The following is a 20,795-nucleotide window of genomic DNA, read 5'->3' on the forward strand; positions in this document are numbered from 1 at the left end:
GTTTTGTATTTTTGCTTTTTTAAATATACTCATAATGGTAATCTCACTCCCTTAGTAAGTCTTTAACTTAGATTGTATCACTTATTCAAAAACTACCACTGTCATTGTTTGATTAAAATGTTGTTGATTAAGCTGTTCACCATATCCAGAAAATCCAACATAATTACCTATTTCTTTTCCTATTAAAGTAGAAAACTCTTGTAGATATCCCTCTTTTTCAAACAATAATGTTCTGGCAAGACAATGTATTACTAATGTTAGCGTTCGTTTTGGTACTTCTTTCTTTATCTGTTCTATTGTATTATGTACAACCATTCTGTAGTCATCTGGTTCTAATAATGCCATTTTCGAATTATTATAAACCCTTGCATGATACATAATAGCCTTATTATCTAATACACTACAATTTGCTGTTATGTACATCTGATTACCGATTATTCGTCCCATCGGATTACTATCTAGATATCTTGATAATCCATCTACTGTGGTATTAAGCGCTTTAGCAATAACCTCAGCCGCCGGTTTATTATCGTATTCCAATACAGTCCTTGTACGAATATCTACCTTAGTTGCAACGAAAGTCTTCCCAGTAGGTTTATATATGTTTTCTCTGTAAAAATGTATCTTACCTCCCTTGTTTCGTATTAATACAAATACAGATGATTTGTCAACAATTTTCCCATTATATGATACATACGTCACATCTTCTGCTGCATTATTACCTGCTGTTCCTCCAACTACCGGTATCTTCTTATCTAATAAAACCGAATTTAATGTTGTAAGCACAGATTCTTCACTGCCTAAGAATGCGCTAGTGAATTCAAAACAGATACAATTTTGCAAGCTAGTCATCTTCTTAACACATTGTTCAATTCGGTCTACACATTTTAACGGATATTGATCAACATGTTCAAGTATATCTGCATAACATTCAATTCCTTCTTCTATTCCCAAAACCAGAAGTGTCTCTTTAAATGCTCCGTCTTTACTTAGTCCAACAATCGTTGTTGATCCAACTGTAATACAATTAGGAAACTTCTCATGTATTGCTTCTGTATATCCTTTAAAATTAGTTACTCCGGAAAAGAAAATGATTAATTTAGGATTACTTAATTTCGCTGTTGCCTCATTCACTGCATTGTTCACATCATGGTTAGAACTTCTACCTATATTATACTTCATATAAACGCCCCTTTTTGTTCTATTTGTATAACTTAGTTCAAAATCCTTCAATTATTTTGTCTATATTTTAACACAAATTAGTACCAATTTCTAGCCTTTTCTCTTGTTTCATCTATAATATTTTAGCATATTGTATTGTTTTCTTTTATTTTTGCAGTCTTTTTAGATAATTTTATATTTATTTCAATTAACATGCTATTTTATTATATAATTTTAATAATTTTTCATCTATTACTCTATACTTTTTCAGCAGAATGTAGTATAATACAACTAAACCAAAATATTACTTACATGTAACATAATGGCAAACATATCAGTTATGACTTAAAACGAGAGGAGCGATTCATATGAAGTTAGAGAATTTAATATCAAAAGGTACAAATGCAAGTGTATACCGAGATGGAGACACTGCAATAAAAGTATTTAATAAAGATTTTCCTAAAACAGAAGTATTGAATGAAGCGTTAAACACCTCACGAGTTGAAGAAACCGGATTAGCAATCCCAAGCATTAGTGAAGTATCCCATATCGATGGGCAATGGGCTATTAGTATGAATTTCATTGAAGGTAAGACTATGTACCAGTTAATAAAAGATAATCCTGACAAATTGCAATCCTATATTGAACAGATGGTGGACTTACAATTAGTAATCCACTCCAAACGATCGCCACTACTGAATAAGCTCAAGGATAAGATGGTTCGACAAATCAATAGTTTGGATTGTATTGATGACATTAAGAAGTATGATTTGTTAACCCGTTTAGATGGAATGCCAAAACATAACAAAGTATGTCATGGTGATTTTTCTCCTAAAAACATTATCGTATCTGAAGACAAATTATATGTTCTTGATTGGGTGCATGCTTCTCAAGGTAATGCTAGTGCAGATGTGGCAAGAACTTATCTTCTATTATCTCTTGATAATCCAGAAGCTGCCGATTTATATCTAGATCTTTTCTGTAAGAAGAGTAAAACTGAAAAATGTTATGTCCAGACTTGGATGCCAATTGTTGCTGCAGCGCAGTTAACAAAGAACAGACCAGAAGAAAGAGAATTATTAATGAAATGGTTAGATGTAGTAGAATACGATTAATCTCACATCTTCCAGCCTATCATTTATGTTACATATATTAATAACAAAAACATTTCAAGAATACTCGCAAGTAAACCTAAAATGTAAATTAAACATACGGAAAGGGGGCTGGTTATCCAGCCCCCTTTCATATGCTACTATTTAGTTTCTTCAGCAAATGTACTCATTGCTTCTTTGAATTTCTCAAGTTGTACTTTACCTTCTTCTAAGGATTTTGCTTTAACCCCCATATAGAACTTAATCTTAGGTTCTGTTCCAGAAGGTCTAACACAACACCATACATCATCAACTAATTCAAAATACAATACATTGGATTTTGGTAATCCTGTTGTAGTTTTTTCTGATGTTTCATAATTAATAACTACATCATTCTCATAATCGCGTAATGCTACTACTTTAGTACCTGCAATTGATTGAAGATTTTCGTGACGGAAACGATCCATAATACGATTAATTCTTTCTGGACTTTCTTGAGCTTGTAGTTTAATTGTTTGCAGGTCTTCCATTTAGTTATCTTATTTATCATTGATACGTAACATTTGTTCCCATAATGTAAGATTATGTGCTTTGTAATATGCAGCTGCTTCACAAAGAGCCATAACAGCAGATATTGCATCTTTATCTCTCGCATATGTTCCAATTAAGCAGCCATAACTTTCTTCAAATCCAAATAGGTATTGATATGAATTTTGTTGTTCGAAGAATTTAATTTGTTCACCTATATATTTAAATCCAGTTAATGTTTCAATATAAGCTAAACCATATTCTTTCGCTACAGCTGAAGCCATATTACTTGACACAATTGTTGTTACAATTGCACCGTTATTAGGCATCTTGTTTAATTCTTTACGTTGCGATAAGATATACTCACAGATTAACATACCTGACATATTACCTGTGAAAGATACGTATTCTCCTGTTTCTGTGTTTTTAGCATAGATACCCAAACGGTCAGCATCAGGATCTGTTGCAAGAATAATATCTGCATCCACCTTCTTAGCTAATTCAATACCTAAAGCAAACGCTTTAGAATCTTCTGGGTTAGGATAACTAACTGTTGGGAATCTTCCATCAGGTTGTTCTTGTTCAGGTACTACATAAACTTGTTCAAACCCAATTTCCTTTAATATTCTAGTTACAGGAACAAGACCTGTACCATGTAATGGCGTATATACCACTTTTATTTGCTTTGCATATTCGCGAAGTTGATCTGGATTTAATACTAATTTTTTCATCTCAGCAATATATTCATCATCAATATCGCTTCCTATTACTTCATATAATCCTTTAGCTTTTGCTTCTTCTTTATCCATTGTCTTAACTACTGCATAATCAGTAATTGCATTAACTTCTGCTATAATCTCAACATCAAGTGGATATGTAATCTGTGCGCCGTCTTCCCAGTACACCTTATATCCATTATAGTTTGATGGGTTATGACTTGCTGTAATTACAACACCTGCGATACAACCTAACCTACGAACTGCAAAAGAAAGTTCTGGTGTTGGACGTAATGTTGGGAATACATATGCTTTAATACCATTAGCTGCAAAACACAATGCTGCTTCATTAGCAAACTCTGTTGACATCAAACGTGAGTCATATGCTATAGCAACACCTTTTTCTTGTCCATTTTTCTTGCAGATATAATTAGCTAATCCTTGTGTCGCTTTTCTAATTGTATAGATATTCATACGATTTGTTCCGTTGCCAAGTACTCCACGTAACCCACCTGTACCAAAAGCTAAATCACGATAAAAACGATCTTTAATCTCTTGTTCATCTTTTAATCCAAGAAGTTCTTCTCTTGTATCCGCATCAAAATATGGATTTTCACACCACTCTTTGTATTTCTCTAAATAACTCATATAAACCTCCTAATATCATCAATCATTCCATAATGCATCACCAAATGACTGGATAAATGTACTCAACTCTTCTGCCATCTCTTCCGCCTCAGGTATACGTATATGGCCAGGTGTACCAATACCATTCTTCTTATATAGAAAATGTACAATATTCTTGTCACCTAGTTCTTTACATACTTCTTCGATTGCTCTATCCCAGTTGGCATGGTGATTTAATATCGTTGTAGAAAGTATAATCAACGCATTTGGATAAGTTTTTCGAATCAATTTAATCCACTCTGCATATCGTCTTCTCCACCAATCTGCCTTTTCACCATGATAATCATCTTTCATAAAATCTTCTGGATTACTATCATTTTGACCAATAGCGACTATCACTACATGTGGTACATATTTTGTAAAATCCCAAGGAGTTACTGGTCCTAATTCTGGTTGATAACGCAGTTTATCCCAGATATGTTCCATACCATAATAATGAGGTGCATCAAACCAACCAGTTCCGTCCATAAGAGATATTCCACCCTGCGCAATATCGTGAATCTGAGCATCTAACTTTCTCGCAGTGATCCACGCATAGGAATACCACGAATTAGAGTATTCACCGTTATGCTCTGGATCGACTTTTCCTATATATTCTATAGCCTCGGAAACCTCACCCGCTGAAACAGAATCACCATACACTTCAATACGTCTAGTCGGTAATGAAGGAGCTGTTTTGACTACAGCTCCTTCATCTATCACAAAACCATTTAGCGTAAAGTAATGACAAGCATCCATGCGTTTAAACAGGATTATCTCATGTTCTTTATCTTCAAGATTTTCTTCGAGTAATATACATTCCTTTTCTTGCCCTTGTGATAGCTTAATACTTCCTTGCTTACCATCTATTATATATCCAATATAGTTATCATAATAGTAATGCATATTACTTATTATGACACGAATTGAAGTTTTAGTAAACCTAAAAGTAACAAAACTACTTGCATATATAAATACAGGTTCCAATGTATTCGTTAAGTCAACACGCCCACAATATTGCAATTCTTTTGCATTTGGTAATATTACTTCTCCTGGCATTTCCATGATATCTCAAACCTTTTCTACTTGCACTACATTCGCGCTCTTTTATTTTTCTTCTTTTAAATATTCAAGATTTTTTCTAATTAAATCGCATCTTTGTTGTACACAATCTGGTGAACGTAATGGATCTGTTGGTGTATTGAATACATAATCAATTAATTTATCAATTGTAGTTGTAGCTACATGCATTCTTGTATCTGAAGAAGCATAGTAGATATATACATCTCCATTATCTCTAGCAATTGCTCCATTTGTAAATACAACGTTTGATACATCTCCAACTCTTTCTCCAGCTAATGGAGCAATTAAGAATCCAGATGGTTCAGCAATAACTTTCCATGGCTCGTTAAGATCTGTAGCAAATGCATAGATAACATAACGAAGACCTGCAGCTGTATTACGTACACCATGGGCAATATGGATAAATCCTTTATCTGTTTTAATTGGAACAGCACCTGCACCATTCTTTACTTCTGTAATTGTATGATATTTTCTACAGCTTGTAATGATTTCTTCATCAATTACTGCATGTTCGATATCATCACATAAACCGAAACCAATACCACCGCCTGAACCAGTATCGATGAAGTCATCCATTGGTCTTGTATAGAATGCATATTTACCATTTACGAATTCTGGGTGTAATACTACATTTCTTTGTTGTGGAGAATGTAAAGTCTTTAAGTTATCAAGACGTTCCCAAGTTTTTAAATCCTTAGTTCTTACAATACCTGCTGCTGCAACAGCTGCTGATAAGTCATTAGAATTGGTATCTTTGCTTTCTGAACAGAATGTACCATAGATATATCCATCTTCGTGCTGTGTTAATCTCATGTCATAAACATTAGTTTCTTCTTTGCAAGTATCTGGTAATTCAACTGGATAATCCCAGAATTTAAATCCGTCAATACCATTGTCACTTTCAGCAACACCAAAGAAAGATTTACGGTCATTTCCTTCGATTCTAGCAACTAAATAGAATTTACCATTCAATTCAATTGCACCAGAATTCATAACAGCATTTACGCCTAAACGTTCCATAAAGAATGGATTTGTCTCTACATTTAAATCATATTTCCAAGTTAGTGGAATGTGATCTCTTGTTAATACTGGGTTTTCATAGCGATCATAGATTCCATTATAGAAATCTGACACCTTATTCTTCTTGCTAACTAAAGCATTGTATTTTTCTAATTCTTTGTAATAATTCTTATGCAACATCAATATTCCTCCTTATGATTTCAAAGCACATTCTTCCGTTGTGATATGGGCATTTCCATGGCTCAACAATCGGTTTATCTGTATCTGGCTGATGATTATCATCTAATTGCCAGTACCATTCTGAACCTTCTCTTGGGTCAACAACATTATCCTTGATATACGCAAGGATATCCTTTGCAGCTTCCATATAACGTTCTTCCCCAGATTTTTCATATGCATTCAGGAAACCTACAACTGCTTCAGCCTGAACCCACCAAACTCTCATGCGATTTACTTCTCCTTTTTCACACTCATTTAAAAGTGAATGGTCAACATAAGCTACTTTATAAATCTGATCTTCTAAGATGCTTGTAATACGATGCATTCTCTTTGTTAATTCAGCATCATTAAGCACTTCACAGCCTCTGTCAATCAACCAAGCTGTCTCTATGTCATGTCCATAGGAATGTAAATCAATAATACTATTCATATTCTTATCAAAGAATACTTCCTGTCTGCGTAATTCTTCATTAAATACATTCTTTTCGAATACATCCATCATGAAATGTAATCTTTCAGAAACTTTCTCATCATTTGTTACTCGATACAACTCTGTATAGGCTTCAAACACATGAAGTAAAGTGTTCATTGTTTTCTCAGCAATTACACCATTCTCAGATAACTTGTCATTTTCTTCAGGTTTAAAATCATATGTAAATGCTTCTAAATACCCTACTTCATCTGTACATTTAGTCTCAATAATTTCGTATAATTCATAAGCTATTTTTAATGCTTCTTCATCTTTAGTCGCATCATAATACGAAGATAATGCATAGATTGCAAACGCTTGATTATAAGTATGCTTTGTACTATCGAATACTGTACCATCGTAATTTAATGACCAATATACACCGCCAAATTCACTATCAAGACAGTACTTCTTTAAAAATTCATAAGCATGTTTTGCATAAGATAATACCTCTTCATCTTTAAGTGTTAAATATGCATTTGAGAAGAACCACAAGATTCTACTATTTAAGATACAGCCTTTTACTGCTTCTTTATTCAATTTCAGTTCATAATCTAACCAACCATAAAAACCGCCATATGTATCATCTTTGAGATTTTCCCAAAATGGAAGGATTTTATCATTGAGCATTCGTTTGGCTTCATCTACCAACATTTTTACTCCTCCTTGCTCTTATTATCATAAGTAATAGCTTCGTAAACCCGATTACTATACTACTTAATCACCACTTTCACTAATATTAATCAACAATTTTAGCTTAATTTAATTTTATACTTTACTTAATTTTTAATCACTCTACTATCTTGACTATTTTTATACTATCTTGGCTATTTATTAATTTTATTAAATAATTGTTAATTTATGTGTAATCCCTAATATAAATAACCTGTCTTGCATTCTTATCAAGTATTAGGTATACTGAAATTAAGCTAAAATAATGTAAATAAATTTATTTGTTACAGGAGGATGTTTTTCTATGTCATCATTCATAAAACGTTGGAATAAATCTGTTTTATCACTCCATTCTTCCTATACAGATGCTCATTCTTATCCCAATTTGAATACACGAATTTCATCTAGTAAAGTCTCCAAACAAAGTATTTCATTAACTGATTTGTTTAAGGATACTATCATTCCTTCTCCAACAAAACAAGCTATGCAATCACTTTACTATCTGGAACTATTTATCGAAACCAAACGTAACTTCCCTTTCACTATTGAAATGAGTGGCTTAGACTCTTATCTAATCCTCTATACAAAAAAGGGGAAGTATCGATTAACTTATGAGAATACACAGTACGTAATAGGGGACAATACAATTATTTTTCTTGATTGTACTAACTATCATAAACTTGATTTATTAGAACAATATTGGGATTTTGAGATGGCTTATGTTAACGGTCAACAAGTCAGCTATTATTATCAATTATTCCACGAGAATGGTAATCCTTGTTGTTTTTGCACTTCAAATAATGATAGCATAACAACCTTACATAAGTTGTTTTCTTATGAAGAAAACAATTCTAATACTGTGGAGTTAATACGATCCTCTTTAATAACTTCTTTACTTACAAACTTAATACTAACAAAAGATGCAGATTGTAATCAAGTTACCCATATACCCAATCATATTAAACAAATGATGTCCATTCTACAAAATCGTTATGCCGAAAAACATACACTTGACTCTTTATCTGATGAATTAAATTATAACAAATACAAATTAGCCAAAGATTTTAAACGTTATGTTCATAAATCACCTATTGATTATCTCATTGATCAAAGAATGAAGGTGGCAAAACAGTTACTTGTCACTACGAACAAAACAGTTAATGAGATTGCAGAATCAATTGGGATAACTAACACTCCACATTTTATCCATCTCTTTAAAAACCATACGATGATAACGCCTTTACAATATCGCGAAAAAAAATCACACTATAAAGATTCTATGTAAGTCATAATCTTTATAGTGTGATTTTCTATTCCTTCTAGTATCGGATTTCGATAGGCTTAATTAAAATCAATGTTGAATGTTAAGTAAAATTTGTTCAACCATAACTTACTTGTACTTGTGTCTAAATAAAGTAGATAAGCAAAACTTTGAATAGTGTAGATTAGCTTCTTAGCTGACGTACTATGACTAAGAAACAATAGCGTAACCCCTATAGTACTTCTTAGTGTGTACAGTATAACCTAGGAAGGTGAGGCATGGATGCCGAACCAGCCTGAGCTGAGGCAGGATGCCGAATCGAAGGCGTTTCCGCATCATATGAATCCCCACCCGTACACACATAGAAGTACTTAGGTGTGTAGCGTGTTTCGTGTCATAGTACATCAGCTAAGAAGCTATGAACACGTATTAAAGTTTTGCTTCAATACCTAAACAACACAAGTACTTAAAGATTCCTGCCGTTGTTCATTATGACATCTCGGTACCAATAACCGGAATCTTTAATGATTCTTTTTTGCGTTTCATAATCAACATATACCAGTCCGAATCTCTCTGTATATCCGCAATTCCATTCGAAATTATCCATTAATGACCATTCAAAATATCCCCTAATATCAACGCCATCTTCTTTTGCCCGTCTTAATTCTAATAAATATCGGTTCAAGAAATCAATACGATTAGGATCGTGAACTTTTCCATCTAGTGAAATCGTATCATGGCAAGACATGCCATTCTCAGTTATGAATATTGGCAATTGATATCGTTCATACAAAAACTTCGTTCCCCAATATAGACATTCAGGTGTAACCGGCCAGTTAGTTGAAGTTTTGGTATAACCCGTTTTACGATCCACATATTCAGGAAGACCATCTGCTCCCATCTTGACTTGATACCCATTGTAGATATTCTGTCCATAAAAGTCCAGAGGCTGTGCTATTAGCTTCATATCTTCTTTTGTTATATTAGGTAAAAACTTACTATATTTACGAAGTCCTTCTTCTGGATACTCACCTAATATAACAGGATCACTCCACCAACTAACACTCCAAGTCCAGCGATCCTCTATATCTGGACAACGAAAGAAACATTGTCTTGCTGACTCTATATCTTCAGGTTTTTCACTTGCTGGATAACTAACACCAGCTGTAGGTGCATAACCTACTTGTATCGGTTGTTTTGCATACTCCCTTAGCATTTTAGTTGCCTGTCCATGTGCAAGTAAAGCGTTATGAGCCATCTCAAATAAATCTCTGTTTGGCATCTTAAGCCCTGGTGCATGCTCACCACTAAGAAATCCTAAGCCAATAAAACATTGTGGTTCATTCAAAGTAAAATATTTCGTAACACGATCTGAGAAATATGTTGCAACTACTTTCGCATATTCTCCAAACCACCCAACGATTTCTCGATTTAGCCAACCACCTTTACGATATAATACGTAAGGCAATTCCCAGTGATACAAAGTTATGTACGGTTCAATTCCATTTTCTAATAGGCAGTCTATTAAGTCACTATAGAACCTAATACCTTTCTCATTAATCTTTCCCACTCCGTCTGGCAGAATTCTTGACCAATTAATAGAAAAACGATAGGCACGAACTCCTAATTGTTTCATAATTGCAACATCTTCCCTAAAGCGATTATAATGATCACAAGCAATATCCCCTGTGTGTCCTTCCATTATTTTACCAGGTTCTCTCACATAGATATCCCAGATATCTTCGCCTTTTCCATCCTCTTTATTCGTACCTTCTACTTGATAGGAAGAAGTAGCAACTCCCCATACAAAATTATCTCCAAACGACATATACGTTCCTCCTAGTTACAATATGTACTATCTCACCAAAGCCAATCACTTAACATAATAGTATAAATATGTTTTGAAAAGTAATTATAATATTGTGTTTCTTCTATGTCAACTTGTTTTAAGTTATATTCTCCCTAATAAATCATACTTTAATAGAATTACAATCAGTGTATCAACAAGAAAATCACCAAAAAGGCAGAGATAAAATCTCTGCCTTTTAATATTAACTGAAAGATGTTTTCTGGTTACTTAATATATCTTATTTACCGTAGTAAACTTTTAAATACATTTCTTTCATTTCTGACATTAATGGATATCTTGGGTTAGCACCTGTACATTGATCATCAAATGCTTGCTCAACCATCTTATCTAATGTTTCTAAGAAGTATTTTTCATCTACGCCATATTCAGCGATTGTTTTCTTAATACCAACTTTTGCTTTTAATTCTTCAATAGCTTTTAATAAGTTATCAAATTTCTCTTGATCGTTCTTACCTTGAATTCCAAGGAAGTTAGCACATTCTACATATCTTTCCATACAATGTGGATATTGATATTGAGAGAATGTTCCCATCTTAGTTGGTACATGTACTGCATTGAATTTCATAACTTCTGTAATTAATAATGCATTTGCAACACCATGTGGTAAGTGGTGGAAAGCACCTAATTTATGAGCCATTGAGTGACATACTCCAAGGAATGCATTTGCAAATGCCATACCAGCCATAGTAGAAGCATCAGCCATTTTTTCTCTTGCAACTACGTCAGCTGCGCCATTTTCATATGCACTTGGTAAATAAGCGAAGATATTCTTCATAGATTTAAGTGCAAGACCATCTGTATAATCAGTAGCCATAATTGATGCATACGCTTCTAATGCATGAGTAAGAGCATCGATACCTGAAGCACTTGTTAAACCTTTTGGTTGATCCATCATCATGTCAGCATCAACAATTGACATATTTGGTAATAATTCATAGTCAGCTAATGGGTATTTAACACCAGTTTGCTCATCTGTGATAACTGCGAATGGTGTAACTTCTGAACCTGTACCTGAAGAAGTAGGAACAGCGATGAAGTAAGCTTTTTCACCCATCTTAGGGAATTGGTAAACACGTTTTCTGATATCCATGAAACGCATAGCCATATCCATGAAATCAGCTTCTGGATGTTCGTACATAACCCACATAATCTTACCAGCATCCATTGCAGAACCACCACCGATAGCGATGATACAATCTGGCTCGAATGCTCTCATAGCTTTAGCACCTTCTTTAGCACAAGCTAATGTTGGGTCTGGAGCTACTTCAAAGAATGTAGTATGTTGGATACCCATTTCATCTAATTTATCTGTAACACATTTAGTGTAACCATTTTTGTATAAGAATGAGTCAGTAACGATAAATACTTTTTTCTTGCCCATTACGTTCTTAAGTTCATCAAGAGCTACAGGAAGACAACCTTTCTTAAAGTAAACTTTTTCAGGTGCTCTAAACCAAAGCATATTCTCTCTCCTCTCAGCTACTGTCTTGATGTTAATTAAGTGTTTAACTCCTACGTTTTCAGAAACAGAGTTTCCACCCCATGATCCACAACCAAGAGTTAATGATGGAGCTAATTTGAAGTTGTATAAATCACCGATACCACCTTGTGAAGAAGGAGTATTAACAAGGATTCTACAAGTCTTCATTGCTGCTGCAAATTGATCAATCTTTTCTTTACCAGTTCCAACGTTGATGTAAAGTGAAGATGTATGACCATAACCACCATCAGCTACAAGTACTTCTGCCTTAGCAACTGCTTCATCGAATGATTTAGCTTTGTACATAGCTAATACTGGAGATAATTTTTCATGAGCCATTTCTTCTTCGATAGATACAGATTCAACTTCTGAAATAAGAATCTTAGTTGCTTCTGGTACATCGAATCCAGCTAATTTAGCGATAGTAACTGGTTTTTGACCAACGATTTTAGCGTTAAGAGCGCCGTTGATAAGGATTGTTTTTCTAAGTTTTTCAGTTTCTTCTGGAGTAGTGAAGTAACATCCTCTTTCAGCGAATTCTTTCTTAACTTCTGCGTAGATTTTATCATTAACGATAACTGATTGTTCTGAAGCACAGATCATACCATTATCGAAAGTTTTTGAATGAATTAATGAGTTAACAGCTAATTTAACATCGCAAGATTCGTCCATGATAACTGGAGTATTACCTGCACCAACACCAAGTGCTGGTTTACCTGATGAGTAAGCAGCCTTAACCATACCAGGACCACCTGTAGCTAAGATGATATCTGCACTCTTCATAACTTCGTTAGTTAACTCTAATGAAGGAACATCAATCCAACCAATGATTCCAGCTGGTGCACCTGCTGCTACTGCTGCATCAAGTACAACTTTAGCTGCTGCGATAGTAGAATTCTTAGCACGTGGATGTGGGCTGATGATAATTGCATTTCTTGTTTTTAAAGCGATTAATGTTTTAAAAATTGCTGTTGAAGTTGGATTAGTAGTTGGAATAACTGCTGCGATTAAACCAATTGGTTCAGCAATTTTCTTGATTCCAAAACTAGTATCTTCTTCAATGATACCACAAGTTTTAGTATCTTTATATGCATTGTAAATATATTCAGCTGCGTAGTGGTTTTTGATAACTTTATCTTCTACAATACCCATGCCAGTTTCTTCAACTGCCATTTTTGCAAGAGGTATTCTTTGTTTGTTAGCAGCTGTAGCAGCAGCTAAGAAAATCTTATCTACCTGTTCTTGAGTGTAAGTTGCGAAAATTTTCTGAGCTTCTCTGATTTCATTCATTTTTGCAACTAATGCATCAACGCTGTCAACTAAGCCAGTTGTTTGTACTGTAGCTTGTTCTTCTTTTTTTGCCATTACGATTATCCTCCTAATTTTGAAATCATACTATTACCAGTAGGGATTTCCCTCCGATAGAGTTTCATGGATATAATTCTTAACTACTCAAAATAAAAAATATGTATTTTTATTCTTTTCATTGTTAACTAAATAAATACGTTAAAATATTAACAAGGTTATTTCTGTTGCTGTTTGTTTATCTTTTAACAAGGTTTATTTTATAATGTTGTTAATTATTTGTCAATGTACAGTTTAGTCAAAAATTCGATAATTTTTTTAATTTTTTAGTCATTTTAACAAATTCCTAATATTTGTACTCATACATATCCGTCTAATATAAATTATGCATAATAAAATCAATATATTTTGGTTGTATTGCACAAATTAAAGAGTAAAAATGTAACAAATCACATTCTTACTCTTCTTTTCTATGTTCTATACTCCCATATAAACACCTTCAAACACAGTTTCCGCTGGTCCACGCATAGAAACCATATTCGTTAATTCATTCCACTCTACGTTTAGAATACCACCATCTAAAACTACATCTACCCTCCTATTTGTATAACCGTTCAGAACACTTGCTACTACGCTTGCGCAAGCTCCAGTTCCACAAGCTAGTGTAATCCCAGTTCCTCTCTCCCAAACTCTCATCCGTATTAAATCACTTGTTATAACCTCAACAAATTCAACATTGGTTTTCCTTGGAAACAGATGATACGTCTCAATTTTAGGACCAATCTCTTCTAATTTCACATCATTAACATCTTCAGCAAATAGTATTGTATGAGGATTTCCCATGGAAACACAGGTTATCGTATACTTTACACCGTCTATTTCAATTTCTTCATTTCTTGTTATCTCTTTATCAGATATAACCGGTATCTTATCTGATTGAAGTTCTGGCTTCCCCATCTCCACTGTCACCGATTTAACAATTTCCCCATTTACTTCTAAGAATAATCGTTTAATCCCTGATAATGTTTCAATTAATAAATCTGTTTTTTTAGTTAATTTATTATCATAAACGTACTTTGCAACACACCGGATACCATTCCCACACATCTCTGCTCTTGAGCCATCCGCATTGTACATATCCATCTTGAAGTCAGCAACATCCGATTGTTTAATTAATATCAAACCATCTGCTCCTATTCCTATGTGTTTTTTACTCATCTGTACCGCTAACTGTACCGGATTGTCAACAGTTTCTGTTATGGCATTAATGTATATATAATCATTTCCTAAGCCATGCATCTTAGTAAACTTCATGTATCTACAACCTTTAAATTCTATTATTCTATGTTTATGCTGATATGTACAGGAAGATACTGATATAGCTTTACCTCAATATTTCCTTATAAACCCGCAACACATTATTATGACATATTGCATCTATCTCTGTCGATGTAAATCCAGCTTTTTCAAGGCTATCTACTAACATCTGCATGTAAGAAGCATCTTTGATTTCTAGATCACCATCTATACCATCAAAATCCGTACCTAAACCAATACACTGGATTCCACCAATCTTCTTTAGATGTTTTATATGAGAAATCATCTTATCAATACTAGCATAAGCCTTCCTCTCTTCAGCAATAGGAACTTCATCAAGGAACGACGGACAGAAGTTAATACCTGTTACCCCACCCCTTTCAGACAATCTACGAATCATATCGTCTGTTAAGTTTCTACAACAATTACAACAGTTCAAGGCATTGGAATGGCTTGCTACAAATGGCTTCTTGGTATATCTTAACACATCATAAAATCCGGCATCCGATAAATGCGATACATCGATAATGATGCCTAGTCTCTCCATCTCTTCTACAAAGGAAATACCGAATTCTGTCAAACCGTCAATGGTATTACGTGATTTCATATCCGGTGTCTTACCTTCTTCATAATGAAAATTAGGATATCCAATTCCATTCTCATAATTCCATGTAAGAGTAATCATTCTTACTCCTAGACGGTAAAATGTTCGCAAGAACTCCAATTTCCCCTCTGCTTCTGCTCCTTCTTCTAGGGTTAATAATGCAGATAGCTTACCTTCCTTTTCATTTTTAATAATATCATCGTATGTTCGAACCACACTAACTAAATCCTTATTTGCTTCCATTTCTTGATAGAAGTAATCAATATACTTGATACTATCTTCAAACATATTCTCATGTTTCTTAAGCGATTGGAAGATTGCGAAGTTTTGAAGCATATAATTTCCTTTTTTTAATTTATCTAAATCAATATGTAAAGAATTTTTTCTTAATGTATCCGTACTGGCTTTCTTTACTCTACGATCATATAATTCTGTTATGGTATCACAGTGCATATCTATTAGCTTAGCCATTTCATGAATACCCCTTTCATACTAATTACCTTTAATCATTACTTGCTAATCCGCTCTTTGTATAACGGTTGTTTCCATTCCACAAAATCCATTCTTCATAACCAGCATCATATACACCTTGTATCTGTTCCTTAATTTCATCAGCTCCATATTTTTGATGTTGTTTTACCCATGTTGCTGTAAAGTCTTGCAACCATGGTCGAACGATAGCTTGATGCTCTCCTTTTTCTTTTGCCTCAAGTACCTCCTTGGACTCTTCTAATGCGCTCTTAATCAGAAGATATGGTTCTAGATCTGGATAGTCAATTCCATAGGCTCCATTGGCATAATGGGAAGGATATATCATAGGACAGATATAGTCGAGATATTTAGCCATCTTTGCATAACTCTGACCAACAATTTTTGAATCAACCTCACTACTAATAATCGTTCCATATACATCTGCTGATACATATACTCCAAGCGGATTTAATTCTTCATACGCATATTTTGTAAATTCTGTAATTACTTTTATCTTAGACTTATTTTTTGCTTCTTTGCCAAAGTCAACTTGCTTCATTCCGCTATCTGTAGAGAAACGAATATAATCAAATTGAACTTCATCAAATCCTAATTCTGCTGCTTCCTTCGCAACACTAACTAGGTATTTCCACACTTCTTTCTTATAAGGATTGACCCATGCCAGACCTGATTTATCACGAAATATGGTTCCATCAGCATTTTTAAGACTTAATTCTGGCTTATTCTCAGCTAAAATCGGATCTTTAAATGCAACTACCCTTGCTATTAAGTAGATATCTTTTTCTTTCAATTTTGCTACCAATTCTTTGATATCGGATATATAATTAACAGTCGCTCCAATCTCTTTGGCTACTTCATTATCCATCTTATATGTAATTTCTCCAGAGTCATTCTTAATATCAATAACCATGGTATTTAATTCTGTTGATTCTACCAAATCAATTAAGTCGTTCATGTTATTAGTCGAACCTGCCATCTGTCCAGTTACATAGATTCCCTTAACCTTACATGGAGGTGTATTCTTGGTTATCTCCACTTCTTCTTTGGTTTTGCTGTCAGCTTCTTCCTTAGTATTTGTATTGCCACTTTGATCGATGTCAACATTCTGGCTATCTTGTACATCTTGATCATTATCTGAAATGTTCTGTTGCCCATCTTTATTTTGATCAGTTACTTTGTTTTGATCAGTCATTTTATTTGTTTCATTCTCCTCGATTGGCGTTTTATCTGTAAAATCTATCACATCACCGCTCTCATCACTATCCTCTTTAACAGCATCATCTTGGACTGAACTTACAAAAGTATTTGTTTTTTTCTTGTTATCTTGATATGAATCATATAGATAAACTGCACTTGCTGTCAAACATACTGAACTTACTATTAGTATTCCACCTGCTAACAACTGTTTTGCACTTGTTTTTTTATCATTTTTCTCTTTTTTCATCGTCCACCCTCTATTCTCCTATTACATCCTATTCAAACATATGTGCATTTAGTATACCATATATTAAGACATTTTTATACGTAATTGAATATGTATTCATTATTATACTTCATTTTTATGCAATATCATTGTTATATTTTTAAACTTATATTATAATGGAAATCAATACCAAGTATTAACCATTATTTCTTATAAAAATTATCTCGGCACAACGGAGGAGTAAAATGAAAAACACCACTAGCAATACAACTAAACTATTATCAATTGCTGTAATCATCCTAGGTTTCTTTGGTAGCATCGCACTTTCAATAAAATTAGGAACTACCTGCAAGCTAACTACAAACGGACTAGTACCTACCCGCAACTTAGAAAAGACTGCTATTATACTAGTCATAGGTATATTAGTAACTTTTATCGTTGGTATGCTTCTTTATTGTTTAGGAGAAATAATACAGAAACTACAAAATATAGAATATTTATCGCACTCAACGAGTAGCAATGAATGTAGCGAAATTAACGATTTCAATCAGTTTATAAAGACTCTTACAACGGAAGAAAAATCACAGATATTACGCCAGTTTAAAAAAGAAAAAGAATAGCTTTAGAACGCAAAATTGTCCACGCTTATTAAAGCGTGGACAATCCCTAGACAAATGTCATAATAGCTTATCTACCACAACATTGTTTATATTTTTTACCTGAACCACATGGACATGGATCATTTCTGCCGACTTTTTTCTCTTTAATTACTGTACCAGATTTCTTTGATTGAAGGTATAATTCTTTTCTTCTCTCAACAGTTAAAAGATTATCCCATGCTGGTAATTCATATAACCAATCAGCTTTACAACCTACCATGTTGTAATATAATTTTTCTTTATCGAATCCAAGATTAACTTGTGTATTCTCGTCCATTGTTTCAATTGGATTAGGAGTCTTTAAACTTTCATCGATTCCATCTAAGAAACCAGTCATAGTTTCGATATCTGTACCATACTTTTCTGCTAATTCTTTAACTGTTCCTGTTACAACAGTTTCAGGATCTGCTAATAATTGCTCGTAGATACCTTTTTCAATATTAAAATAATTAGCCCAAAAAAGTTGGCCCATCTTTTGATTTGTATCTTGAGAGTATGCATGTTCTCTCCATTGTTCTAATAAACTCATGTTAACCCTTCCTTTTGCATTGGTGTTCATTGCTCGTTTCAGTATAGCATATATTATAGGACAATTTCAACCGAAATTTTGCAATTAGTACTAGGAAGTAAAAATACCTCTTATAATGTCACCATTATAAGAGGTATTCGAATCACTTGCGTGATTCAAAAAGGGGAGGATAAGTATTTAATTTTTCTTTTGTGACTTGTCAAGAATCTGATATCGTCATGTAGACGACCGTATAATAATTGGAGGGGGAGTCCAACTATTATCATTTGCAACCAGTTAACTCATCGTCACTGCGTTGTAATCTAATTTACGATAATTACAAGTCCGAAACTTGCTTTCAACGTTTGTTATTAGATTAATTATAGTATGCTATCAAAATATAGTATTTATACATACATGTTAAAATATTTTTTATTTTTTATATAACATTCCACTGTTGAAAACATTCTGTTCCTCTTTTATAATAAGAGAAGGATACTATTTATTCTTGATTATTTTTATAACATTTGCTCTATTGATTGAGAAAGGACTAAAATATGAATAAATCAAAACGTATATTAGCTATTATCGGTATCGTTCTACTTGTTGGCTTATATGTAGTCTCTCTAATATCAGCTATCTTCGTAACGGAGGCATCTGCAACATTGTTCAAAGTAAGTATCTTTTGTACTATTGTTATTCCTCTACTCATATACGTCTACATGATGCTATGTCGTGTATTTCGCAAAAAAGATAATAATGATGTGAATTAAGTTCAAAAAGGGTCTGTCGCTCCATATTTATAAGTGACAGACCCTTTTAAGCTTAATCTACAATTATTATTCTATTTCTATTTCTATTCACTTCCAGCTTCTTCTTGAATCCGTTTCATATGCATCTTCATCTCTTTTTCATATCCTTCGTCAGATAATTCATAGAATGAACGTCCAGCTAATTCATCTGGTAGATACTGTTGCTTAACATAGTGATTCTTATAATTATGAGCATATTTGTATCCAATTCCATGCCCTAACTTAGCTGCACCTCCATAATGTGCATCTTTTAGATATGGTGGAATGGTTTCTATCTTCTCTTGATTTACAACCTGCATGGCAGCATCAATTGCCATAATTGCAGAATTACTCTTGGGTGCACACGCCACATACGCCGCTGCTTGCGCCAATACAATTCTCGCTTCAGGCATACCTAGTCTTTCAACAGCTTGCGCTGCTTGGGTAGCCACAATTAAGGCATTGGGATCTGCGTTGGATACGTCTTCAGATGCACAAATCATAATTCTTCTCGCTACGAATGTAATACTCTCACCGGCATGTAACATCCTAGCCAAATAATAAATTGCTGCATCAGGATCTGAACCACGCATACTTTTAATAAATGCAGAGATAGTATCGTAATGGTTATCGCCAGATTTATCATAACGCAATGCTCTCTTTTGAATACACTCCATTGCTATGTCTAAGGTAATATGTATCTTACCATCATCACTTCGATCTGATGTTAATACACCAAGTTCAATGGCGTTTAATGCACTTCTGGCATCTCCATTTGCCATATCTGCAAGAAAATCCAAAGCGTCTTCTTCGATAACTGCACCATAAGCCCCTAATCCTTTCTCTTCATCTGTAACAGCACGTATTAACAGATTACGTATATCCTCCACATCAAGCGGCTTTAATTCAAAGATAATCGAGCGTGATAATAACGCAGAGTTAACCTCGAAGTATGGATTCTCTGTTGTAGCTCCAACAAGTATAATCGTTCCATCTTCTACAAATGGAAGAAGATAATCTTGTTGACCTTTATTAAAGCGATGAATCTCGTCTACAAATAGGATTGTTTTCTTTCCGTACATACCAAGATTTTGTTTCGCTACTTCTACAACCTCCTCCATGTCTTTCTTTCCTGCACTAGTCGCATTAATCTGCCGAAAATAAGAACTTGTAGTTTTCGCTATAACCATTGCCAAAGTCGTTTTCCCTGTACCAGGTGGTCCATAGAAAATAATAGAACTTAATTTATCTGCTTTAATTGCACGATATAATAATTTATCTTTGCCTATTATATGTGCTTGTCCAACAACTTCTTCTAATTTAGTAGGGCGTAATCTCGAAGCTAAAGGAGATTCTTTTTCCAATTTTGTCTCTCTCATATAATCAAATAAATCCATATTATCTTACTTCTCCTTATATAATATATTTAGGTTGATAAAGGTAACCCATAACCCTTTGTT

General features: G+C 33.8%; 15 protein-coding genes and 1 pseudogene. 3 read left to right on the plus strand and 13 right to left on the minus strand.

From position 1 onward, the window contains the following. Positions 1 to 81: 81 nt before the first annotated feature. Positions 82 to 1,182 carry an FIST signal transduction protein gene (locus ACW2QF_RS04660; protein ID WP_455714834.1) on the minus strand — a complete coding sequence of 367 codons (1,101 nt, stop codon included), beginning with the start codon at positions 1,180 to 1,182 and terminating at the stop codon, positions 82 to 84. Between the two features lie 347 nt (positions 1,183 to 1,529). On the opposite strand from ACW2QF_RS04660, the gene ACW2QF_RS04665 reads away from it, so the two are divergent. Continuing rightward, the gene (locus ACW2QF_RS04665; protein WP_455714835.1) at positions 1,530 to 2,276 is read left to right on the plus strand and encodes a phosphotransferase family protein; all 747 of its coding nucleotides are present in this window, start codon (positions 1,530 to 1,532) and stop codon (positions 2,274 to 2,276) included. 137 nt (positions 2,277 to 2,413) lie between these two features. On the opposite strand, the pseudogene ACW2QF_RS04670 reads toward ACW2QF_RS04665, so the two are convergent. The 4 genes and pseudogenes from ACW2QF_RS04670 to ACW2QF_RS04685 form a co-directional block, all read right to left on the minus strand. After that, positions 2,414 to 4,144, minus strand: a pseudogene (locus ACW2QF_RS04670) (phospho-sugar mutase). 18 nt (positions 4,145 to 4,162) lie between these two features. Next, complete coding sequence (locus ACW2QF_RS04675; RefSeq protein WP_455714836.1) at positions 4,163 to 5,227, minus strand: electron transporter RnfD; 1,065 nt, start codon at positions 5,225 to 5,227, stop codon at positions 4,163 to 4,165. A 42-nt stretch (positions 5,228 to 5,269) separates the two neighbouring features. Beyond that, positions 5,270 to 6,445, minus strand: a complete 1,176-nt coding sequence (locus tag ACW2QF_RS04680) for a glycoside hydrolase family 130 protein (protein WP_455714837.1) — start codon at positions 6,443 to 6,445, stop codon at positions 5,270 to 5,272. After that, the gene (locus ACW2QF_RS04685; RefSeq protein ID WP_455714838.1) at positions 6,435 to 7,607 is read right to left on the minus strand and encodes an AGE family epimerase/isomerase; all 1,173 of its coding nucleotides are present in this window, start codon (positions 7,605 to 7,607) and stop codon (positions 6,435 to 6,437) included. Before ACW2QF_RS04685 ends, ACW2QF_RS04680 begins: the two co-directional genes overlap by 11 nt. Positions 7,608 to 7,929: 322 nt before the next feature. On the opposite strand from ACW2QF_RS04685, the gene ACW2QF_RS04690 reads away from it, so the two are divergent. Beyond that, positions 7,930 to 8,910: a helix-turn-helix transcriptional regulator gene (locus ACW2QF_RS04690; protein ID WP_455714839.1), complete on the plus strand. Its 981-nt coding sequence runs from the start codon at positions 7,930 to 7,932 to the stop codon at positions 8,908 to 8,910. 442 nt (positions 8,911 to 9,352) lie between these two features. On the opposite strand, the gene ACW2QF_RS04695 is transcribed toward ACW2QF_RS04690, so the two are convergent. From ACW2QF_RS04695 to ACW2QF_RS04715, 5 genes are all read right to left on the minus strand, one after another. After that, positions 9,353 to 10,714, minus strand: a complete 1,362-nt coding sequence (locus ACW2QF_RS04695) for a GH1 family beta-glucosidase (RefSeq protein WP_455714840.1) — start codon at positions 10,712 to 10,714, stop codon at positions 9,353 to 9,355. A 259-nt stretch (positions 10,715 to 10,973) separates the two neighbouring features. Continuing rightward, entirely contained in the window at positions 10,974 to 13,601 is a 2,628-nt protein-coding gene (gene adhE / locus ACW2QF_RS04700; protein WP_455714841.1) for a bifunctional acetaldehyde-CoA/alcohol dehydrogenase, read from the minus strand. A gap of 417 nt (positions 13,602 to 14,018) precedes the next feature. Further along, a complete protein-coding gene (dapF, locus tag ACW2QF_RS04705; RefSeq protein WP_455714842.1) occupies positions 14,019 to 14,855 on the minus strand; it encodes a diaminopimelate epimerase in 837 nt (278 codons plus the stop codon). Positions 14,856 to 14,925: 70 nt separating this feature from the next. Continuing rightward, positions 14,926 to 15,933 (minus strand): dipeptidase, encoded by a 1,008-nt coding sequence (locus ACW2QF_RS04710; protein WP_455714843.1) that lies wholly within the window; start codon positions 15,931 to 15,933, stop codon positions 14,926 to 14,928. 31 nt (positions 15,934 to 15,964) lie between these two features. Then, on the minus strand, positions 15,965 to 17,398 hold the full coding sequence (locus ACW2QF_RS04715; RefSeq protein WP_455714844.1) for a putative glycoside hydrolase: 1,434 nt from the start codon (positions 17,396 to 17,398) through the stop codon (positions 15,965 to 15,967). Between the two features lie 224 nt (positions 17,399 to 17,622). Here ACW2QF_RS04715 and ACW2QF_RS04720 point away from each other — a divergent pair, with 224 nt between their 5' ends. Beyond that, positions 17,623 to 17,997 (plus strand): hypothetical protein, encoded by a 375-nt coding sequence (locus ACW2QF_RS04720; protein ID WP_455714845.1) that lies wholly within the window; start codon positions 17,623 to 17,625, stop codon positions 17,995 to 17,997. A 67-nt stretch (positions 17,998 to 18,064) separates the two neighbouring features. On the opposite strand, the gene ACW2QF_RS04725 is transcribed toward ACW2QF_RS04720, so the two are convergent. The 3 genes from ACW2QF_RS04725 to ACW2QF_RS04735 all read right to left on the minus strand — a co-directional run bounded on the left by ACW2QF_RS04725 (position 18,065) and on the right by ACW2QF_RS04735 (position 20,732). After that, complete coding sequence (locus ACW2QF_RS04725) at positions 18,065 to 18,565, minus strand: SEC-C metal-binding domain-containing protein (RefSeq protein ID WP_455714846.1); 501 nt, start codon at positions 18,563 to 18,565, stop codon at positions 18,065 to 18,067. A 529-nt stretch (positions 18,566 to 19,094) separates the two neighbouring features. Further along, the gene (locus tag ACW2QF_RS04730; RefSeq protein WP_455714847.1) at positions 19,095 to 19,256 is read right to left on the minus strand and encodes a hypothetical protein; all 162 of its coding nucleotides are present in this window, start codon (positions 19,254 to 19,256) and stop codon (positions 19,095 to 19,097) included. A gap of 144 nt (positions 19,257 to 19,400) precedes the next feature. Next, positions 19,401 to 20,732: a replication-associated recombination protein A gene (locus ACW2QF_RS04735; RefSeq protein ID WP_455714848.1), complete on the minus strand. Its 1,332-nt coding sequence runs from the start codon at positions 20,730 to 20,732 to the stop codon at positions 19,401 to 19,403. Positions 20,733 to 20,795: the final 63 nt, after the last annotated feature.

The organism is Anaerosporobacter sp. (assembly GCF_965301125.1).

Excerpts from the sequence above, each read along its gene's own strand:
- ACW2QF_RS04710 (WP_455714843.1), bottom strand. The coding sequence starts at position 15,933 with ATGGCTAAGCTAATAGATATGCACTGTGATACCATAACAGAATTATAT.
- ACW2QF_RS04720 (WP_455714845.1), top strand. The coding sequence starts at position 17,623 with ATGAAAAACACCACTAGCAATACAACTAAACTATTATCAATTGCTGTA.
- ACW2QF_RS04735 (WP_455714848.1), bottom strand. The coding sequence starts at position 20,732 with ATGGATTTATTTGATTATATGAGAGAGACAAAATTGGAAAAAGAATCT.
- ACW2QF_RS04715 (WP_455714844.1), bottom strand. The coding sequence starts at position 17,398 with ATGAAAAAAGAGAAAAATGATAAAAAAACAAGTGCAAAACAGTTGTTA.
- ACW2QF_RS04695 (WP_455714840.1), bottom strand. The coding sequence starts at position 10,714 with ATGTCGTTTGGAGATAATTTTGTATGGGGAGTTGCTACTTCTTCCTAT.
- ACW2QF_RS04685 (WP_455714838.1), bottom strand. The coding sequence starts at position 7,607 with ATGTTGGTAGATGAAGCCAAACGAATGCTCAATGATAAAATCCTTCCA.
- ACW2QF_RS04730 (WP_455714847.1), bottom strand. The coding sequence starts at position 19,256 with ATGAGTAGAGGAATAACAATAGTACAAAAGATACTTACTTTGAACAAT.
- ACW2QF_RS04675 (WP_455714836.1), bottom strand. The coding sequence starts at position 5,227 with ATGGAAATGCCAGGAGAAGTAATATTACCAAATGCAAAAGAATTGCAA.
- ACW2QF_RS04660 (WP_455714834.1), bottom strand. The coding sequence starts at position 1,182 with ATGAAGTATAATATAGGTAGAAGTTCTAACCATGATGTGAACAATGCA.
- dapF (WP_455714842.1), bottom strand. The coding sequence starts at position 14,855 with ATGAAGTTTACTAAGATGCATGGCTTAGGAAATGATTATATATACATT.
- ACW2QF_RS04690 (WP_455714839.1), top strand. The coding sequence starts at position 7,930 with ATGTCATCATTCATAAAACGTTGGAATAAATCTGTTTTATCACTCCAT.
- ACW2QF_RS04725 (WP_455714846.1), bottom strand. The coding sequence starts at position 18,565 with ATGAGTTTATTAGAACAATGGAGAGAACATGCATACTCTCAAGATACA.
- adhE (WP_455714841.1), bottom strand. The coding sequence starts at position 13,601 with ATGGCAAAAAAAGAAGAACAAGCTACAGTACAAACAACTGGCTTAGTT.
- ACW2QF_RS04665 (WP_455714835.1), top strand. The coding sequence starts at position 1,530 with ATGAAGTTAGAGAATTTAATATCAAAAGGTACAAATGCAAGTGTATAC.
- ACW2QF_RS04680 (WP_455714837.1), bottom strand. The coding sequence starts at position 6,445 with ATGTTGCATAAGAATTATTACAAAGAATTAGAAAAATACAATGCTTTA.